Origin of the sequence: Providencia sp. SP181 (genome assembly GCF_050446505.1) — a bacterium.
Taxonomy (GTDB): Bacteria; Pseudomonadota; Gammaproteobacteria; order Enterobacterales; family Enterobacteriaceae; genus Providencia; species Providencia vermicola.
This window is the reverse complement of sequence record NZ_JBBPXM010000005.1, coordinates 344,991-365,003: the sequence shown is the minus strand read 5'-3', so window position 1 is coordinate 365,003 and position 20,013 is coordinate 344,991. Positions and strand designations below refer to the sequence as shown.

Here is a 20,013-nt window from a genome sequence, read left to right as displayed (position 1 = left end):
TTTTTGATAGTAATAATTATTATCAGTTGACTCCTTGGAATTAGATGTGAAATCTTTGCCGCTTTTAGGTTGTATTTTGTTTTCCTGTGCAGCGATGGCAACGCAATCTGACTGCATTCGTTTAGGTGAGCTTTCTTCTGTGGAAGGCGTACATGATAGCGAAGGCCATAGCTGCGTTTATTTTGAGGCTTTGCAGCAAGATTTTATTAAGCAGCGCGGTGAGGGGTTCTCTCAGGTTGTTTTATTAAATGCTGACAAGCAGCCTGTTCGTGTATTACAGGCATATGGTTCCGACAAAGAACCGCATACAGCTGATTACATCGTGCCGACAAATGGTGTGTATTACCTCGATTTACAAGGCTCTCCAGGTAAATCATGGCAATTACAGTTTGATGTGAGTGATTATCAGCCTTTAGCGATTAAAAAAGATAACGAGCCCATTAGCCCTAAACTGCAAAGCCTGCTCAATGAACATTATCATCATGGTGATACTAATGCGTTTTGGCAGGAGGTTGCCAAACAAGGGACGCCGCTTATTGAAGACCTTGCAGGTCGACAAAAACGAGCGACATTTTTATGGCGCGGAGCAAAGTCCAATGCGTATATTTTAGGAGCGCCTTCGGGGAATCATGAAAGAATGGCGCAAATAGAAGGAACGGATATTTGGCACCGTTCCTTCATCATTCCAGCGGATACATTAACTCAATATAAAATTGCCCCTGATATCCCTACCGTACCTGAAGGCGGTTTTGCACAGCGCAAAGCCATTTTAGTCACCGCCCAGGCTGACCCTTACAACTCACAAAGTATCCCTTCTGGCTCAACGGATAAATATAATCGCTTTTCCTTGCTATCACTGGCACCGAATATTCGCCAGTGTCAATTTCCTGCTATTGAAAAAAAACACATTCAAGGGCAGTTAGAAACCTTTACCTTATCTAGCCAAATTTTGAATAATGAGCGGCAAATTACGGTATACCGCCCAAATATTCAGATGAAACAGCCTGCGTTATTGGTACTTTTGGATGGGCAAATCTATCTTCATACTTATCAAATGGCGAAATTTTTTGATAGCTGGATGAACGAGGGCTCTCTCCCACCAATGAATATTGTGTTTGTCGACAGTATTAGCTCTGATAGGCGTGGCGAAGAACTGCCTCCGAACACGCTTTTCCCGCAATTGCTGGTGGATGAATTAATGCCGCAATTGGCGAAAAAAGGTATTGATGCGAAAGCGGAACATACCATTATTGCTGGATCAAGTTTTGGAGGGTTAGGGGCAACGTGGAATGCACTACAACACCCTGAAATATTTGGCAATGTGCTGAGTATGTCAGGGTCTTATTGGTGGGCGCCAAAAGGGGAAGATCCTGAATGGTTAATCAGTGAAATAGAAACGATGCCACCGAAGCCTATTCGCTTTTTCCTCGAAGCAGGCTTATTTGAGCAACGAGGAAGCTGGGGCGGGATCATTCAAAATCATTATCAGTTATTAGAAGTGTTGAAACATAAAGGCTATTTAGTGGATGCCATTGAATTACCCAGCGGGCACGATTATGTTTCTTGGTGCGAAACATTATACGAAGGCACTAAACAACTGTCTTCTCAGTGGTAATAGCGCGTTAATTTCAATAAAAAAGCAGCGGATAATGCGCTGCTTTTTTCACATTTATGACAATCGTCTTCATTTCGCCATAAAAGCGTCATTCAACTGTCATCTGGTTACTTTAGCATGCCTGTCATTATTTGAAGCATACTTCCTCTTTTTTCATTATTGATTGGCAAGGAAAACAGTTATGACTGGTAATTTTATGAAATCCCTTTTAGCTGTCACAGTCAGCACATTAATGTTAGGTAGCACCCTTCCAGCTTATGCAGCGGATAAAAATGATGCAGTTTCAGAAAACCGCGCAGCGCAAGGTGATATCACCAAGTTTGGTGGTGCACGTCGCTTAGCGACCGAGCAAACGGATATCATGAAAGCCGCATTACATAATGGCAAAGCAAAAAACGTGATTTTATTTATTGGTGATGGCATGGGTGATTCAGAAATCACCGTTGCACGTAACTATGCAGAAGGGGCTTCTGGATTCTTTAAAGGTATCGATGCATTGCCAATTACAGGGCAATATACGCATTATGCGCTAGATAAAAAGACGCAAAAGCCTGATTACGTCACAGATTCAGCGGCATCCGCTACAGCATGGTCTTCTGGGGTGAAAACCTACAATGGGGCTTTAGGGGTAGACGTCTTTGGTAAAGACCACGAAACATTAATTGAAATCGCTAAACGTAACGGTAAAGCGACAGGTAACGTGACGACCTCTGAGATCCAAGATGCAACGCCAGCGGCGCAATTCTCCCACGTGACGGCACGTAAATGTTACGGCCCAGAAGAAACTTCAGAAAAATGTGGAACCAATGCCCTTGAAAATGGTGGTCGTGGTTCGATTTCTGAACAGTTATTGGTAACCCGTGCGGATGTGACGTTGGGCGGTGGCGCGAAGAGCTTTAAACAAGAAGCGAAAGCGGGTGACTATAAAGGTAAGACGCTTGAGCAACAAGCGATTGAGCGCGGTTATACTATTGTGCGTGATGCGAAGTCGCTGAACGATATAAAACTGGCAAACCAAGACAAACCTCTACTTGGACTATTCCACGATGGCAACATGACAGTCGCGTGGGAAGGGCCAAAAGCGGTGCACTATGGCAACATCAACAATGCTCCGCTGGAGTGTAAGCCAAATCCAAAATTAGATCCAAACGCACCAACGCTAGCGCAAATGACGCAAAAGGCTATTGACCTGTTAGAAGTCAATCCAAATGGTTTCTTCTTACAAGTTGAAAGTGCATCTATCGATAAACAAGATCATAAAGCCAACCCATGCGGCCAAATTGGTGAAACTGTTGCTCTTGACCAAGCGGTTCAAGTGGGCTTAGATTTCGCGAAAAAACATGGTGATACATTAGTTATTGTGACTGCTGACCATTCACATTCAAGCCAAATTATTCCAGAAGGCACGAAATCAACGGGGTTAACTCAAGCGTTGATTACCAAAGATGGCTCTGTGATGGTGGTGAATTACGGTAACTCTGAGGAAGATGATTCACAAGAGCATACTGGTGCTCAGCTGCGTGTTGCGGCTTATGGTCCACACGCTGCGAATGTGATGGGTCTGACTGACCAAACCGATTTGTTCTTTACCATGCGTGATGCAATGGGATTGAAGCAATAAACCAACCCTGTAGTGTAAATTCTCCGCAATATGGATGTTGTGGGGAATTTTTTATTTTATGTTCCCATCTCTTTTGAATATCTTGCTTTTATTTCAACCTTGCCTTAATAGCTTATTGAAATGGTTGAACTTATTTTTTTATCGGTTATCTTGGAAAACAAATTCACCTGATAATAATAAAGAGCGTTTATATTGGCGCTGATAATGAGAATAAGATCATGAGAGAAATCCGCGAATTACAACGAGATGAAATCCCTTCTGTTTGGTCAATCGATCGCACTGAATTAATTGAACACCTTTATTTACACCAAGAGGGCAAACTGGTGCTTTCGAAGCAGCGCTTTGATATGAAAGGCTGGCCAGAAGGCGAGCCCGAGGCTTATACCCCGCATTTATTAGACAGTTATGACCAAGGCGCTATTTTTCTGGGTGTCTTCGAACAAGGAAAAATCATTGCGGCTGCAAGCGTGGATAATATTTGGCGAGGGGAGCAAAAGAATTTACTGCAGTTATCCTTTTTACACGTGAGCCATGCATATCGAGGCAAGGGGATTGCGGGAATGTTATTTCAACAATGTGTAGATATTGCGACTCAAAAAGGGGCGAAAGGGCTGTATATCTCTGCAACGCCATCTGAAAATACGGTGCATTTTTACCAATACATGGGATGTGGTTTGATTGAAACACCAGACCCAGAGCTGTTTGCCCTGGAACCAGAAGATATTCATTTTGTTTATTGGTTTTCTTAAGTTATCTATTTTGTAAAAATCGTGTTAATTTAGGGGTGTTTTCGCAGAAAAACGATTGAAATTTACTAAAAATTAGATATGATTGATAATCATTATCATTTAAGATTATTGAGGTCACTATGCCAACTAGCATATCAAAAACCGCAGGTTTACGGCGTATAGGCGCTGGCCTATGGGGTGTCTTTGCCGTGGTATTGCTAAGCATTGCTTATGTCCTCAGCAATATGGGTTTTGATAACCTAAGAGTGGTGATGATCACTATGATGATCGCAACGGCAGGGATGTTATTTAATCGCGGCTCTCGCCGTTTATTGATTATTCCAGCTGTAGTTTCATTACTGTGCTTTTTGATGGCTTTTGTGTTGCAAAGGTAGTTTGATTTGCGAAAGTGTTAATTGAGCTGAATGCAATCTGGGAAGATTTCAGAAAAATGCGCGAAAGGCTGCTGGGGAAATAACATTCATTGACCAGTGGTGCGAAAGGGGGGACTTGAACCCCCACGTCCGAAGGACACTAACACCTGAAGCTAGCGCGTCTACCAATTCCGCCACCCTCGCAATACTGTTTCGTCAATGCTGAACTACTGTGTTTATCTAAAGTTAGTGGTGCGAAAGGGGGGACTTGAACCCCCACGTCCATAGGACACTAACACCTGAAGCTAGCGCGTCTACCAATTCCGCCACCCTCGCAATGCCAAATCTAACTTTTCTTACAGCGATAATACGCAGCGGATTTTAGGCTAATTTTAGCGGACGTCAATATTTTTTTAATCATCTATTTTTTTTTGATTAAAAAACGGCCAGCCTATGAGGCTGACCGCTAAATTGCACGATAATACGGTCATTAACTAGCGTTTCGTGGCTTGGTATACCTTGAATTTACCTGTTTTTGCTAGCACTTCATGGCTACCAAAGGCTTTATCTAATAAGTCTGGGTAAGGTAAAAATGCATTGGCAACAATGCGCAAGTGACCGCCTTTTTTCAGGAATTTAGGGGCTTGGTAAATCATGTTTTCAACGGCACTGTAGCTGGTGTTTAGCCCATCATGGAAAGGTGGGTTAGAGATAATCCAATCGAATTTGTCGTGAATATCTGAATAGGCATCACTTGCAATGACGACTCCCGTGAGTTTGTTCGCTTCAAGTGTTGAGGCTGCGGAGTCTAATGCGGAGGCGCTAACATCGCTTAACGTCAGCTTAACATCAGGGTTTTGCGTTCCAATGACGGTTGCAAGAACACCATTACCACAAGCGAGGTCGAGAACATCGCCTTTCATTGGCTCTGTTAATGTTGAAAGCAGTAAATCACTGCCGATATCTAACTCATTATGACTAAACACGCCAGGTAGTGCATTAATTCTAACCGTATCAAGATCATAGTGACGCCACCAGCGTGTAATATCAAAGGTGGTTGGTTGCTCTAATTCACCATAATACAAGCCACAACGGCGGGCCGAGTCGATTTTTTGTAAGGTCGCGATACCTTCCATGATGGATTCTGCGCTTTTGACGCCACTGCGGTTTTCGCCAACAATAAAAATTTGACTACCCGCAGCAAGATGGGTGCACAGATCGTCCAGTTGGAAGCAAGCTTCTTGTTTATTTTTTTGCCAGAAGTAAATCAATGTATCGCAAGGCTGAATAAATTCAGCGGGTGTGGTTGATGAAAATAAAACCATTTCGCCCATCAAAGGCTGCAGGTTTTTCCAACGATGGTATTGATTTGTTACGACGCGAACACTTGCTGCTTCGAGAGTGGCAGCCAATTCATCCTGAATGTCACCAGCCAAAATGACATGACGATCCGTAAAATGCTCAAGATGGCGCTGGATAACTTCACTGGCCGGTGTCAGTAATGACATATTCTGTCAATCTCCTAAAATGATAAAAACTGCTAACACCATACCAGAAATGCGAGAAATCGCATTGCTCTGTTGGCGCTATTAATCCCCTTTGATAAGATGGGGTTGTAAAATAGCGACTGGAAAAATAAATGACACGACGTGACAGGCTTTTAGAACAAATGGGGATCACTCAATGGATGGTGAGAAATCCAGCTGTGTTACGTGGTGAACGTGGTGTCAGGATCCCAGCGTCGACTAAGCTTATTATTATTACTGATGAGAACCTTGATTTAAATAGCCAGCTGTTAAAAGATATTTTTCTTTCAATGCGAATTGCACAAGATGATGTGGTTTGCATTAATTCTGAGCAGCTGAATTTAATCCCAACACCAATAACAATTCCTTGTTGGGTTCTCGGGGGGGAAACCCATCCAGAAGGTTCAAAAATGACGTACTTTTCACCTGTTTTGTCTGAGCTTATGACGAGTATCAGCGCCAAACAGGCACTATGGAAACAAATTTATCAATATGATGAAAATTTCAACACTAAAGCAATCTGATCTTGCTACTGCCTTCTTAATTGAGAAGTTAAGCCATGATTTTCCATGGACTGAGCGAGTTTTTTATGGGAATCAAGGGGAAAAGTATCATAACCTAAAAATTTCTATTAATAATCAGATTGTTGGTTATGCGATAACGCAATGTGTTCTGGATGAGGCAACACTATTTAATATCGCTATTCACCCTGATTACCAAGGCAAGGGATATGGGCGTTTATTGCTAGAACAGTTGATTAGTGAGCTGATGAATAAAGGCATTATGACGCTTTGGTTAGAAGTCCGAGAATCAAATGCTTCTGCATTGCATTTGTATGAAAAACTCGGTTTTCATGAAGTCACTGTACGAAAAGACTATTACCCTGCTAAAAAAGGCCGAGAAGACGCATTAGTCTTAGCGCTCACACTGTTTGGCTCCCAATAGTTGCTCCTGAAAGCGAGTAAAAAACCCCAGCACATGCCAAATGTTCTGGGGTTTTTATTGTTGAGCGACTATAAATTCATTTTTTAACTATTTTTCGGGTAATACAGGTTCATTGGCCATTGAGAGATCTTCTTTTGTCTGTCTTTGGACTGCGACCTGTGCATTCACTTCTTCGTTCAGCCCTTTATAAGTGGAATAACACATTAACAGCATCATCATGGAAAGAGGGACTGCCATAGCAACTAGCGCTGATTGTAATCCTGATAACCCGCCCGTCATGATGAGTACAACCGCAATCGCGGCAATTACAACACCCCAAATCGTTTTGGTGATGTGAGACGGGTTAGGATTACCATTTTCACTGACCATGCCCAAAACAAACACCGCCGAGTTCGCTGAAGTAATAAAGAAGATCAACACCAATGCAATGGCAAGTACACTAATGAAAGTAGATGCAGGGAAATAATCTAAGAATTTAAATAACGCTGATGTTACATCGGTTTTCACTGCATCCGCGAGCGCTGTTTGCCCTAAGTTTTGAATTAAATGAATAGCCGATCCGCCCATTACGGCAAACCATGCAAAGGCACTTAATACTGGAATAAATACTGCACCAATCATAAATTCTTTAATGGTTCGCCCTTTCGAAATACGCGCGACAAAGCTACCGACTAATGGTGCCCAAGCAATCCACCAGCCGAAGTAAAACAGTGTCCAGTTAGCAATCCAAGTACCGTCATTATAAGGCTCAGTACGAAATGACATACTGACAAAGTTTTGTACGTAATCGCCAATACCTTGGAACAAAACTTTTAAGATGGTTTGAGTTGGACCAGAGATAAAGATAAATGCCATCAATGCTAATGCGAGGATGATATTCAGGTTCGATAGGTGTTTAATCGCCCCTTGTAATCCAGAGATGGTTGATGCGATATAAACAACAGTGATAACTGCAATTAACCCAATTTGCACGTAAATGCTAATTGGAAGCCCCCATAAGTAGTTCATGCCACTGTTAACTTGCAGTGTACCAAACCCCAATGATGTGGCGATGCCAATCACAACGGAAAGCATCACTAACACATTAATTAGCTTACCGACAGAACCATAAATTCGATCGCCAATTAAGGGATAGAAAACGGAACTAATTGATGAAGGTAGCTTTTTTCTGAATTGACAATACCCTAAAGCGACACCGACCAGTGCGTAACAGGCCCATGCGGAAACGCCCCAATGAAGGTAAACATACTGCATCGCTGATTTTGCGGATTGCTCAGTTGAGCCTTGGCCAATGGGTGGACTGATGTAGTAGGAAACAGGTTCTGCAACTCCCCAGAACATCAAGCTGATACCAATAGATGCACTGAATAGCATGGCAATCCATGTCACCGTACTGTATTCGGGTTTATCGCTGTCATCGCCAAGACGAATATGACCGAATTTAGAAAAGCCAAGGAACATGCAAAAACTAAAAAAGATAAAAACAGAGCCCAGAATGAACCAACCTAGGTTGTTATAGATAAAGCTCAGAGCAGAATGTGAAAATGCTTCCAGTTTGTCGGGGATAAATGCGCCCACACTGATGATAGCCAAGCTAATGGCTAACGACACGTAAAATACGGATTTCTTATTATTCATCATACCTCTTCTCCAGTTGCTCACTTATTTTTTGTCTTTTATGAGAGTTGGCTTGCAGGGAATGCCTGTTTATTTTTTAAGGGTACAGCTAATTGTGGTTACTTTAGGTTTACAGAGAATAGCCATGCAAAGATTGTGCAGTCAACAAGTAATTAACCAATTATTAACAGTTGGTTTAATTTAATGTCATTTAACCGAATGATTTAATTATGAAATAAAATATTGTTTGAATATCGCGCAATATTTTGTTTGATCATTTATGCGATCTTCGTTAACATCCATAAAAAAGATGTTAACTATAAGTTTACATAAGTGAGGGCAATTATGAGCAATGCAGCTAAAGTCATTTCGATTAATGATCACCTTGATATTGATAACGCATGGACAATCCCTGCGCGTTATTACACATCTAATGATATTTTTGAATATGAAAAAGAAAAAATCTTTGCTAACTCATGGGTTTGTGTTGCCCACGTTAGTGAAGTTAAAGAAAAAAATTCCTATATCACCCGTGAATTGATCGGTGAAAGCTTAGTGATTGTGCGTGGTCGTGATGATGTTTTACGTGGTTTTTATAATGTGTGCCCACATCGTGGGCACCAATTAATTAGCGGTGATAGCGGTAAAGTTAAAAATGTAATTACTTGCCCTTACCATGCGTGGGCTTTCAAACTCGATGGTCAGTTAGCGCATGCGACAAACTGTGAAAATGTGAATAACTTTGAGTCTGATGCGATGTCACTTAGCAGCTTTCATGTGATTGAACATGCAGGGTTTATTTATGTGAATATGACCGTGGGTGAGCCGCAACCGATCGAAGAGCAATTACCTGGCCTCGCTGAAAAAATGCAAGAAGCTTGTGCGGTGATTAGCGATTTAAAATTGGCAGCACGTTTTGTTAGTCATACGCCAGCTAACTGGAAGACCATTGTTGATAACTATATTGAATGCTATCACTGCCCTACCAACCACGTCAGTTTCGCCAGTTCTGTAGATGTGAATGTTTACGAGCACCAACTTCTGGATAATTGGACGGTACAAATTGGTAAAGCAAAACCGTCTGAATCTTCTTATCAGTTTGATGAATCCGTTTTAGACCCGCGCTTCTTTGGTTTTTGGATTTGGCCAAGCACCATGTTCAATATGCCGCCAGGAGGAGACTTCATGACGGTTATCTATGAGTTCCCTGTGAACGCTGGGGAGACCTTGCAACACTATGATATTTATTTCCTTAATGAAGAATTGACTGAGTACCAGAAAAACTTAGTGGAATGGTATCGCACCGTGTTCCGCCCAGAAGATTTGCGCTTAGTTGAAAGTGTTCAAAAAGGGCTGAGATCGCGGGGCTACCGTGGTCAAGGACGCATTATGGCCGACAGACAACGCAGTGGGATCAGTGAGCACGGTGTGGCGCATTTCCACAAAATTGTTGCTGGTGCACATACCGAAGAATAATGAAAGGAGCCGTCACATATGCAGACAGTCACTCACCCGACGCTTTTTCGTCAGTCTTGTTATATTAATGGGCAATGGGTTGATTCAGATAAAAAAATTTCTGTGACGAATCCTGCTGACCAATCTGTGCTGGGGACTATTCCCAGCCTAATGGCAGCACAAGTGGATGACGCTATTGAACAGGCTTACGGTGCAATGGAAAGTTGGAAACAATTGACCGCGAAAGCACGTTCGATCATTTTACGCCGTTGGTTTGAGTTGATCGAAGCCAATGTTGATGATCTTGGCCTGATCATGACCCTCGAACAAGGTAAGCCGCTGCACGAAGCTAAAGGAGAAATTCGCTATGCAGCCTCTTTTATTGAGTGGTTTGCGGAAGAAGGTAAGCGTGTGTATGGGGAAACCATCCCCCAAACTGTTGGTAGCAACCGTATTTCAACGATAAAACAGCCGATTGGTGTCTGTAGCGCTATCACGCCGTGGAATTTCCCAGCGGCGATGATCACGCGAAAAGCCGCCCCCGCTTTGGCCGCGGGTTGTAGCATCATTATTAAGCCTGCAACAGAAACACCTTTTACTGCTCTCGCATTAGCGCAGCTGGCGGATGAAGCCGGTATTCCAGCAGGGATATTTAACGTCATCACTGGGGATTCTCGAGTTTTAGGGGAAAGGCTGACAAAACATGAGCTTATCAGCAAGTTTTCATTTACAGGTTCAACACAAGTCGGTCGTGTGCTATCAGAACAATGTGCATCAACCATCAAGAAAACGTCGTTAGAGCTTGGCGGTAATGCACCGTTTATTGTGTTCGAGGATGCGGACATTGATAAAGCGGTGAGCAGTGCAGTTCAAGCGAAATTCCGTAATGGCGGCCAAACCTGTGTTTGCGTCAACCGTTTCTACCTTCATGATGCTATTTTCGACGAATTTAAGACCAAGTTTGTTGCAGAAGTCGCCAAGTTGAAAGTTGGGAACGGGGCGGATGTTGGTACAGATATTGGACCAATGATTAGCACGCGAGCTATTGAAGGCATGAATGCACTATTGCAAGACGCATTGGCAAAAGGTGCAAAACAGTTGGTATTGGGAAATGAAATCAAAGAGCAAGGTCATTTTTTCAATCCAAAAGTGCTGGTGGATGTTGATGATTCGATGGACATTGTGCACGAGGAAATCTTTGGACCTATCGCAACGTTGATCCGCTTTACTGATGAAAATGAAGTTATTACGCGAGCAAATAATACCATTTATGGACTCGCGGCTTACTTCTTCTCCCGTAATGTGAACCGTGTTTATCGCGTCGCTGAAAAACTGCAAAGTGGCATGGTGGGGATCAATACAGGGTTGATTTCTAATGAAGTTGCACCATTTGGTGGGGTTAAACAATCAGGGCTAGGTAAAGAAGGGTCTCGATATGGTATTGAAGACTACTTAAGTATCAAATACCTGTGCTTAGATGTCGGCGAATAAGAGGGACGCGGTGATGAGCCAAGAAAAAATTGCAGTGAATGTCAGCCGAATCGAACAAGTGAGTTCAACCGTTAAAATGTTTGAATTTGTTGCCCAAGAGGGAAATTTCTTGCCTTTTAGTGCAGGCAGTCATGTCACTGTACATATGGGGGAGCAAATGGGCTTACAGCGCGCTTATTCGCTGATTAGCGACCCAAAACATAGAGGCAGTTACTGTATTTCCGTTTTGCGTGATGAAAACTCGAAAGGTGGATCGGCATTTATGCATGAGCAGCTGTCTGTTGGAGATTGTATTCATCTTTCACCTGCTCAAAATTTCTTTTCCCTTGAACAGGATAACCAGTGTAAGCACTTGCTAATTGCTGGGGGGATCGGTATCACACCGTTTTTGTCTTATTTGTATGAATTAGAGCAAGGCGGTATGGACTTTGAGTTACATTATTGCTTTCGCGATGTGAAAACCGCTGCGTTTGTCGAGCATTTACAAGAGCGTATTGGCTCACGCTTGCGCCTTTATGATGGCAGCCAAGGGCAGAGGATGTCTGTCGAGCAATTGATTCAGTCCCAACCTTCGTCTAGCCATGTGTACGTGTGCGGCCCTCAATCATTAATTAATGAGGTGATTGAAAAAGGTAACCAATACTTAGGGGGATCACAGGTACATTTTGAAAACTTTGGTGAAGTCGCCAGTGAAGGGGATTCTTTCGAAGTTTACTTTCAACGTTCAGGCTTTAGCTTAGAAGTTGGCAAAGATATGTCTATTTTACAGGCTATTGAAGCGGATAAGCGCATCAATGTGGAGTGTTTATGTCGTAATGGGGTTTGCGGAACCTGCGAAACCGCGATCCTTGAAGGCGAAGCTGATCATCGTGACCACTATTTAGATGACGATGAGAAAGCAGAGCAAAAAACCATGATGTTATGCGTATCTAGGGCAAGAAGTAAGCGTTTAGTACTTGATTTATAAATTCATTCCCCCACCGTTGTTTGTGGGGGGAGTATTAAATTGGTTTGAGTTCAAACATCAAAAAGGGTTGGTTTTCATCATTAAAATGTTGATATGCAGTAATTTGTTTATCTTGAAACACAATTTGTCCACGGCCTGTTTGGCACACTTCTTCTAGCCATGTTTTGTGATTAATGATGAGTTGGTACAATAAACGTTGCAGTTCGAGGTAGTCAATTTCAGTGGATTGGCTACTTAAGTTACTGGCAAGAATTTCACCAGCTTTGTCAGTGAAAGCGACTAAGTAATTGAAGTGGGAGAGTAAAACATCAAAATAGCACTTAATTTTTCGTAGGCGTAATTCGCTATTCTTGCGTTCGGTATTATCAAGGCTGATCCCAACCAATTTAGTGACTTTACCATTTGGCCCTTTAACCCCTGTGGCGCGAGAAGTGATCCAACGGTACTCGCCTTCCCAGTTAATTTTAAAATCCATCTCATGGGCACCGCCTTCACGAATGATTTTTGAGTAACCATTCACCAGCTTCTCTTTGGACTCAGGCGCCATCAATGCCCAAAAATCTTCATTAGTCGTAATTTTAATGCCATAAACGGCTTCGACATTATCTGAGTAGTTCAATTCCCCTGTGAGCAAATCCCACTCCCACGTTACGATATCGGCAGATTCTTGCAGGTGCACTTCGTTGATGTTACGCATCACCCCTGCATTGGTGACCGTGATTTGGTTGTTCGTATATTCGCCGTATTTTAACCAAATTTTATCGACATCCAGTAACGTTGCCAATTTATCAAGGTTGTCTTCGTCGATCATACCACCTTTTGTCCACTTATTGACGGCGGTTCGGGAGACGCCAAGGGCTTGTGCCGCCTTAAGTTGGCTCATTTTCTTTTGTTTGAGTAATTTTAATAAACGTTCTTTGAATGTCTCAGTTTCTGTCATCAATTGCTATCAACCTTTACTGAAGGTGTTGCCATAAATCCATTTTGCAAATGGGTCGCAAGGTATTGTTCGAGATTTTCAATGAAAACTCTAAGATTAGCACTTGTTCGAATACTTCTCGAATAAACGGCATAAACATCTGCGGTTTGGTACCATTCTGGGAGAACACGCACTAACTGTCCAGATTCTAATTCTGGCAAGACGCTCCACAATGATCGCAGTAGGATGCCTTCCCCACTTAAACACCATTGCTTTGCAACCTCACCATTATTCACGGTGAGTTGACTGTTTGGGCTAACGGTCATACTTTCTTGGTTGTGGGCTAATTTCCACACCGCGGGGGCTTGATTGCGTTCTTTAATCGCAATACAAGAATGTTTTTGTTCAAGTTCTTGTGGATATACTGGATAGCCATTTTTTTCTAAATAGCGAGGTGCGGCACAGAGTATGCGTTGATTGGCAGCGATACGCCGTGCAATAAACTGATCGGAGATAGTGCCTCCGATACAAATATCCACATCAATGTTTTCATTAATAATATCGACGGATTTATCTGTTAACGTCAGGTCGATAGCTAATAAAGGGTACTGAGCGCGTAATGATAGGATAAACGGATTGATATAAGTGCTGCCAAACCCTGTGCTACAACTGATCCGCAGTGTACCACGAATTTCTTCACGGCAAGCATTGAGCGTTTCTTGCATATGTTCAAGTTCCGCTAACATCAATTCGCTGCTGCGTAGAATAATTTGCCCTTCATGCGTGAGCTTAATTGAGCGTGCACTTCGAAAAAATAGCGTTTGCCCAAGATTTTCTTCCAACAGTTTGATTCGTTTAGAAATATAGGCAGGTGAAACCAATAGCTGTGCTGCCGCTTGAGAAAAACTCATTAAGTGGGCGACAGTGACAAAAACGCGAATGTCCTCTAACGCAGGGAGCTTGTTCATAGTTTGTAAACCTAAGGATTACAGTTCATGTCTATACTTTATCACAGCAATCCCTAAACTGGAGAAAAACACACCTAATTCATTTATCAGAGGTTTTCACCATGTCACAATTCAACATAGCGGTTATTCCTGGCGATGGTATTGGTACGGAAGTGATCCCCGAGGGGTTAAAAGTTTTACAAGCCGCAGCAAGCAAACACAATGTAAAACTCAACTTTACACAATTTGATTGGTCATGTGAAACCTATCACCGCACTGGGCGTATGATGCCAGAAGACGGTTTAGAACAACTGAAAAAGTTTGATGCGATTTTTCTTGGTGCTGTAGGTTTCCCTGGTGTACCAGACCATATTTCGTTATGGGGTTTATTGTTGCCTATTCGCCGTGCATTTAACCAGTATGTTAACCTGCGCCCAGTTCGCTTATTTGATGGGATCAAATGTCCACTGGCGGATAAAAAACCAGGGGATATTGATTTTTATGTGGTGCGTGAAAACGTAGAAGGAGAATACTCTGCTATTGGTGGTATTCAATATGAAGGCACTGAAGATGAAATGGTGCTGCAACAAAGTATTTTTACCCGCAAAGGCACTGACCGCATTTTAAAATATGCGTTTGAATTAGCGCAAACTCGTGAGAAAAAACACCTGAGTTCAGCCACTAAATCTAACGGATTATTCCACTCCATGCCGTATTGGGATAGCCGCGTGGCAGAAATGGCAAAACACTACCCAGAGATTAAAGTCGATCAATTTCACATTGATATTTTTGCGGCAAACTTAGTGCGTATGCCAGAGTTTTACGATGTGATTGTTGGGTCAAATTTATTTGGGGACATTTTGTCTGATTTAGGCCCTGCTTGTACAGGGACCATTGCGATTGCACCGTCTGCCAATATCAACCCAGAAAAAGACTTCCCATCGATGTTTGAGCCAGTCCATGGCTCAGCCCCTGACATTGCAGGGTTAAATATTGCTAATCCAATAGGGACGATTTGGGCGGCAGCGATGATGATGCAACACTTAGGTTGCCCTGAAATGCACGATAGCATTATGGTTGCGGTGGAAACGGCGATCAAAGAGCGCCGTCACTTAACCCGTGATATGGGCGGTAATGCAAGTACTCAGGCGTTAGGCGATGAAATCACTCAATTGATTTTGTCGTAATCCGTTCGTTATTTAAGTCATTTTTATGTCTCATCGGGGTATTGTTTTTGTCATACCTCGATGCTTTGATTGTTAATACCCCCAAGATCTGCGAAAATATCCGCCAATTATGTTTAACAAGACGGATTTGCACCGCTAAATGCTACATTAAGCTAAGATGCGTGCCGCTATAAATCTGTATTCAGACGAAAAGAACGGTTAAATGACAGATCAGAATTTTCTACAGGAAGTTAGCACGCGTAGAACGTTTGCTATCATCTCTCACCCCGATGCGGGTAAAACCACGATTACAGAAAAAGTATTGCTGTTCGGGCACGCTATTCAACGTGCAGGTACAGTAAAAGGCCGTGGCTCCAATCAGCATGCAAAATCCGACTGGATGGAAATGGAAAAACAGCGTGGTATTTCGATTACCACATCTGTGATGCAGTTTCCGTACAATGATTGCTTAGTTAACTTACTGGATACCCCAGGGCACGAAGACTTCTCTGAAGATACCTATCGTACGTTAACTGCTGTTGACTGCTGCTTAATGGTTATTGACTCTGGTAAAGGGGTTGAGGATCGTACTCGTAAACTGATGGAAGTTACCCGTCTGCGTGACACGCCAATTCTGACTTTCATGAATAAACTCGACCGTGATATTCGTGATCCAATGGAACTACTGGATGAAGTGGAAAATGAGCTGAAAATTGCTTGTTGTCCAATCACTTGGCCTATTGGTTGCGGTAAGTTATTCAAGGGGGTTTATCATTTACTGCGTGATGAGACGATTCTTTACCAAACAGGTCAAGGTCATACAATTCAAGAAGTTCGTATCATCAAAGGGTTAAATAACCCTGATTTAGATGCGGCGGTGGGTGATGAATTGGCTGCACAATTGCGTGATGAGTTAGAGCTAGTTCAAGGCGCTTCCCACGAATTTGACCATGATGCGTTTTTAGAAGGGGAATTGACCCCTGTTTTCTTCGGTACCGCATTAGGTAACTTTGGTGTTGACCACATGTTAGACGGCTTGGTCGAGTGGGCGCCAGCACCACAAGCCCGCCAAACTGACGTGCGTGAAGTTGAAGCCACAGAAGAAAAATTCACGGGCTTCGTCTTTAAAATCCAAGCTAATATGGACCCGAAACACCGTGACCGCGTTGCGTTTATGCGTATTGTTTCAGGCACCTACGAAAAAGGAATGAAGTTACGCCAAGTGCGAATCAAAAAAGACGTGGTAATTTCCGATGCATTAACCTTTATGGCAGGGGATCGTTCTCAGGTCGAAAATGCCTACGCTGGGGATATCATTGGTTTGCATAACCACGGGACGATTCAAATTGGTGATACGTTCACCCAAGGTGAAGAACTCAAATTCACGGGTATCCCGAACTTTGCACCAGAGCTGTTCCGTCGCATTCGTTTACGTGATCCACTGAAGCAAAAACAGCTGCTGAAAGGGCTGGTTCAGTTATCTGAAGAAGGTGCGGTGCAGGTGTTCCGTCCATTAACCAATAACGATTTAATCGTCGGTGCGGTAGGGGTACTACAGTTTGACGTGGTCGTTTCGCGCCTGAAAAGTGAATACAACGTTGAAGCGATTTACGAAGCTGTTAACGTTTCAACGGCACGTTGGGTTGAGTGCGATGATGCGAAGAAATTCGAAGAATTTAAGCGCAAAAATGAGCAAAACTTAGCCCTTGATGGCGGTGATAACTTATCGTATATCGCACCAACGATGGTGAACCTCAACCTGACCAGCGAACGTTACCCAGACGTTCGGTTCCGTAAAACACGCGAGCACTAGTCTTGTTTTTAACCCGCTATTTCATCATGAAGTAGCGGGTTATCTCTTCCTGATGCTCTTTTAGAGAGCCTTTTCCTATCTTTAAAACTATTTCATCAAGAATATTCTGTCTTTACCCTTGAACCACTTTATTTTTTCTGTTTTTTTACTTAGGCTAGTAACGTTAACTCGTTTACCACAGTGAAAGGAAGGTTCCTATGAAAAAGGCAATGCTATTAAGTAGTTTTACTGCTATTGGATTGAGCTTTGCACTCACTGCATGCAGCTCATCATCAGACGGCGCGCTGAAAAAACAAGCTTCTGAAACGTGGGACAGTGCGGCCAAAACCGTTGAAATGGCAGGTAAAGATACGGGGAATGCTATTTCTAGCGGCGCAAAAAATACGGGCGAATACATTGATGATTCGGCAATTACTGCAGATGTGAAAGGAAAATTACTGGGCACCAAGGGAATTTCCAGCAATAGTGTATCCGTCAAAACTGTTAACGGTGTAGTCTATCTCTCGGGTTTTGTGAAATCAGCTGACCAAATCGATAAAATTACGCAGGTCGCTTCCCGCGTTAATGGCGTGAAATCTGTGCAAAATGGATTAGTGCTTGCTAACTAATCTGTAAATAAATGTCTCAATAGCCCGAATTGATGAATGTTTATTGTACAATGCCGATAGAATGAGCTTTCAAAGGGAAGCTCATTCTGTTTTTGAGTCATGAACGCTATTCAATTCATTCAGGTGTATTATGGGAAAACACGTTTCAGTCACTTTAGGCACTATTGAGCCTCTCGCATTTTTAGATAATATCAACTCAGGAAAAACCGCATTGATTTGTGAAGGTGGCGGGCAGCGAGGGATTTTTACTGCAGGTGTACTGGACGAGTTTCTGATTTCTGACTTTAATCCATTTGATTTAATGATTGGTACCTCCGCAGGGGCGCAAAATTTGTCTGCTTATATTTGCGGGCAAGCAGGCTACGCTCGCCGTGTGATCACCCGTTATACCACCAATTCTGCGTTTTTTAATCCACTACGTTTTATCCGTGGGGGTCACCTCATTGACCTCGATTGGTTGATAGAAACCACAGCAAAAGAGTTCCCTTTGAGAATGGAAGCGGGGCTGGATCTCTTGGATTCAGGCCGTGAATTTTATATGGGGGCTAGCCGTAGTGATAATTTTTCTGCTGAGTTTTTACAACCCAATGCAGATACTTGGCTGGATATTATTCGTGCATCGAGTGCAATCCCTGGGTTCTACCGCGAAGGCGTTGAATTTGATGGCACGTTATACCACGATGGTGGGATTAGTGCGGCAATCCCTGTTGAAGAAGCCTACCGACGCGGGGCTGAAACAATTGTGGTGATCCGTACTGTGCCATCCCAAATGTATTTCACCCCTGAATGGGTGAAAAGAATGACGCGCTGGTTGGAAGGTGAGAATAACGGATTACAGCGCATGGCGGCGATGTTGAAAGTGCATCTGAAAAGCTATCGTAAGACGCAAGAATTTATTGAAAATCCGCCTAAAGATGTGCAAGTTTTCGAAATTTACCCACCTGTTCCGCTAAAAAGTAGTGCGTTGGGGAGTAAAGTCTCTTCCTTAAATGAAGACTATCATACAGGGCGACGTTGTGGGCGTTATTTCATTGCTGCTCTTGGTGCAGGGTTTAATCAGAGTCAAAACAGCTTCAGTCGCACTTTGGCGCGGAAGATGGAACTCAATCCCCTTGAGATTGATATCGAACCTTCAGAGCAAAATGCATCAGTGCCTGAAGACTTAGTGCCAGAGCTTGTCGAGGCACCTTCAATTATATTGCCAGTGAATGAAAATCGTAATGGATAAACCACAATTTATTGATACACACTGCCATTTTGATTTTCCGCCTTTTAGTGATGCGCTTAGCGAAAGCTTGCACCTTGCACAACAAAGTGGCGTAGAACAGATTGTTATTCCTACGGTGAGTTTAGATAACTTCGCTCGTGTATGGCAATTGGCGCAGCAATACCCACAATTGCATGCAGCGATGGGGTTTCATCCTCTGTATATCAGTCAGTATCAAGATGCACATTTTGATGTATTAGTGGATTACCTTCAGCAGAAAAATAAAAACTGCGTGGCAGTAGGGGAAATTGGACTCGATCTATACATGCCAAACCCGCAGTTTGAGCGCCAACAGCAATTGTTAATCGCGCAACTTAAGCTGGCAAAGCAGTTTGATTTACCTGTCATTTTGCATTCCCGCAAAACGCATGACCCACTAGCAGCGATATTGCGCCGTATTGATGTGCCTGCTCGCGGTGTGGTACATGGTTTTTCGGGGAGCTTATCCCAAGCTCAAGCTTTTGTTAAACTTGGTTATTATATTGGTGTAGGGGGAACGATAACCTATAAGCGCGCTAATAAAACTCGCTATGTGATGTCGCAATTACCACTCACATCATTATTGTTTGAAACTGATGCGCCAGATATGCCTGTTTCAGGTTTCCAGGGAGAGCCCAATCGGCCAGAGCGTCTTGAGTGGGTTTTTCGTTCATTTTGTGAGCTTCGCCACGAATCTCCAGAAGAAATCGCTCAACAACTTTACAATAATAGCCTGTCGTTATTTAATCTGACAAAGTAAAAACAGTTAAAACGATAAGTAATACTTATATAAATCTGTTTCCCATCTGATTTAATCCATTCAGCTTTTACTACGACTTATGGCACCTTTAGGGCCTTTCCAGATAAAACTGACTCAGTTTTGTGATTTTTATCACATTATTTGAATTTTCAGTGTTTCTTGCACCTCGTATTTGTGATGAACATTGCGAGTTATTCATGATGACTAGGTATAAT

The 20,013-nt window shown here is 42.8% G+C and carries 18 protein-coding genes and 2 tRNA genes; 14 read left to right on the top strand and 6 right to left on the bottom strand.

Annotated features, from left to right (window positions below; genetic code table 11):
* Positions 1 to 46: 46 nt before the first annotated feature.
* The 4 genes from AABS66_RS11455 (at position 47) to AABS66_RS11440 (ending at position 4,359) form a co-directional block, all read left to right on the top strand.
* Positions 47 to 1,615, top strand: a complete 1,569-nt coding sequence (locus AABS66_RS11455) for an alpha/beta hydrolase-fold protein (protein WP_241016850.1) — start codon at positions 47 to 49, stop codon at positions 1,613 to 1,615.
* A 181-nt stretch (positions 1,616 to 1,796) separates the two neighbouring features.
* Positions 1,797 to 3,236 (top strand): alkaline phosphatase, encoded by a 1,440-nt coding sequence (phoA, locus tag AABS66_RS11450; protein ID WP_206084473.1) that lies wholly within the window; start codon positions 1,797 to 1,799, stop codon positions 3,234 to 3,236.
* Between the two features lie 218 nt (positions 3,237 to 3,454).
* A complete protein-coding gene (locus AABS66_RS11445) occupies positions 3,455 to 3,985 on the top strand; it encodes a GNAT family N-acetyltransferase (RefSeq protein WP_206084474.1) in 531 nt (176 codons plus the stop codon).
* A gap of 119 nt (positions 3,986 to 4,104) precedes the next feature.
* Positions 4,105 to 4,359, top strand: a complete 255-nt coding sequence (locus AABS66_RS11440) for a DUF1435 family protein (protein WP_206084475.1) — start codon at positions 4,105 to 4,107, stop codon at positions 4,357 to 4,359.
* Between the two features lie 97 nt (positions 4,360 to 4,456).
* Here the strand turns inward: AABS66_RS11440 and AABS66_RS11435 are convergent.
* The 3 genes from AABS66_RS11435 to rsmC form a co-directional block, all read right to left on the bottom strand.
* Positions 4,457 to 4,542: transfer RNA gene (locus tag AABS66_RS11435), tRNA-Leu, on the bottom strand.
* A 46-nt stretch (positions 4,543 to 4,588) separates the two neighbouring features.
* Positions 4,589 to 4,674: transfer RNA gene (locus AABS66_RS11430), tRNA-Leu, on the bottom strand.
* A 158-nt stretch (positions 4,675 to 4,832) separates the two neighbouring features.
* Entirely contained in the window at positions 4,833 to 5,846 is a 1,014-nt protein-coding gene (gene rsmC, locus AABS66_RS11425; RefSeq protein WP_430224935.1) for a 16S rRNA (guanine(1207)-N(2))-methyltransferase RsmC, read from the bottom strand.
* A 131-nt stretch (positions 5,847 to 5,977) separates the two neighbouring features.
* Here rsmC and AABS66_RS11420 point away from each other — a divergent pair, with 131 nt between their 5' ends.
* Together AABS66_RS11420 and rimI are read left to right on the top strand one after the other, a co-directional pair.
* Positions 5,978 to 6,388 (top strand): DNA polymerase III subunit psi, encoded by a 411-nt coding sequence (locus AABS66_RS11420; protein WP_206084477.1) that lies wholly within the window; start codon positions 5,978 to 5,980, stop codon positions 6,386 to 6,388.
* Positions 6,357 to 6,809 (top strand): ribosomal protein S18-alanine N-acetyltransferase, encoded by a 453-nt coding sequence (rimI, locus tag AABS66_RS11415; RefSeq protein ID WP_206084478.1) that lies wholly within the window; start codon positions 6,357 to 6,359, stop codon positions 6,807 to 6,809. Before AABS66_RS11420 ends, rimI begins: the two co-directional genes overlap by 32 nt.
* An 87-nt stretch (positions 6,810 to 6,896) precedes the next feature.
* Here rimI and AABS66_RS11410 read toward each other — a convergent pair whose 3' ends face one another.
* Positions 6,897 to 8,450 carry a BCCT family transporter gene (locus tag AABS66_RS11410; RefSeq protein WP_430224934.1) on the bottom strand — a complete coding sequence of 518 codons (1,554 nt, stop codon included), beginning with the start codon at positions 8,448 to 8,450 and terminating at the stop codon, positions 6,897 to 6,899.
* Positions 8,451 to 8,771: 321 nt separating this feature from the next.
* Between AABS66_RS11410 and AABS66_RS11405 the strand changes: the two genes are divergently transcribed.
* From AABS66_RS11405 to AABS66_RS11395, 3 genes are read left to right on the top strand one after another with little or no spacing between them, the layout of a single operon-like run.
* On the top strand, positions 8,772 to 9,902 hold the full coding sequence (locus AABS66_RS11405; protein WP_206084480.1) for an aromatic ring-hydroxylating oxygenase subunit alpha: 1,131 nt from the start codon (positions 8,772 to 8,774) through the stop codon (positions 9,900 to 9,902).
* Positions 9,903 to 9,920: 18 nt separating this feature from the next.
* Positions 9,921 to 11,372 (top strand): NAD-dependent succinate-semialdehyde dehydrogenase, encoded by a 1,452-nt coding sequence (locus AABS66_RS11400; RefSeq protein WP_430224933.1) that lies wholly within the window; start codon positions 9,921 to 9,923, stop codon positions 11,370 to 11,372.
* Between the two features lie 13 nt (positions 11,373 to 11,385).
* Positions 11,386 to 12,339, top strand: a complete 954-nt coding sequence (locus tag AABS66_RS11395; protein ID WP_430224932.1) for a PDR/VanB family oxidoreductase — start codon at positions 11,386 to 11,388, stop codon at positions 12,337 to 12,339.
* A 34-nt stretch (positions 12,340 to 12,373) separates the two neighbouring features.
* Here the strand turns inward: AABS66_RS11395 and AABS66_RS11390 are convergent, their stop codons facing one another.
* Together AABS66_RS11390 and AABS66_RS11385 are read right to left on the bottom strand one after the other, a co-directional pair.
* Positions 12,374 to 13,279, bottom strand: a complete 906-nt coding sequence (locus tag AABS66_RS11390) for a helix-turn-helix domain-containing protein (protein ID WP_206084785.1) — start codon at positions 13,277 to 13,279, stop codon at positions 12,374 to 12,376.
* Positions 13,279 to 14,226, bottom strand: a complete 948-nt coding sequence (locus tag AABS66_RS11385; protein ID WP_206084483.1) for a LysR substrate-binding domain-containing protein — start codon at positions 14,224 to 14,226, stop codon at positions 13,279 to 13,281. The genes AABS66_RS11390 and AABS66_RS11385 overlap by 1 nt, the downstream gene beginning before the upstream one ends.
* Positions 14,227 to 14,327: 101 nt before the next feature.
* Between AABS66_RS11385 and AABS66_RS11380 the strand changes: the two genes are divergently transcribed.
* The 5 genes from AABS66_RS11380 to AABS66_RS11360 all read left to right on the top strand — a co-directional run bounded on the left by AABS66_RS11380 (position 14,328) and on the right by AABS66_RS11360 (position 19,798).
* Positions 14,328 to 15,392, top strand: coding sequence for a tartrate dehydrogenase (locus AABS66_RS11380; RefSeq protein WP_206084484.1), 1,065 nt, complete (start codon positions 14,328 to 14,330; stop codon positions 15,390 to 15,392).
* A gap of 202 nt (positions 15,393 to 15,594) precedes the next feature.
* Positions 15,595 to 17,184 (top strand): peptide chain release factor 3, encoded by a 1,590-nt coding sequence (gene prfC, locus AABS66_RS11375; protein WP_206084485.1) that lies wholly within the window; start codon positions 15,595 to 15,597, stop codon positions 17,182 to 17,184.
* 197 nt (positions 17,185 to 17,381) lie between these two features.
* Entirely contained in the window at positions 17,382 to 17,792 is a 411-nt protein-coding gene (locus AABS66_RS11370; protein WP_206084486.1) for a BON domain-containing protein, read from the top strand.
* 130 nt (positions 17,793 to 17,922) lie between these two features.
* Entirely contained in the window at positions 17,923 to 19,020 is a 1,098-nt protein-coding gene (locus AABS66_RS11365; RefSeq protein WP_353167304.1) for a patatin-like phospholipase family protein, read from the top strand.
* Complete coding sequence (locus AABS66_RS11360; RefSeq protein WP_241016852.1) at positions 19,013 to 19,798, top strand: TatD family hydrolase; 786 nt, start codon at positions 19,013 to 19,015, stop codon at positions 19,796 to 19,798. Before AABS66_RS11365 ends, AABS66_RS11360 begins: the two co-directional genes overlap by 8 nt.
* Positions 19,799 to 20,013 lie beyond the last annotated feature (215 nt).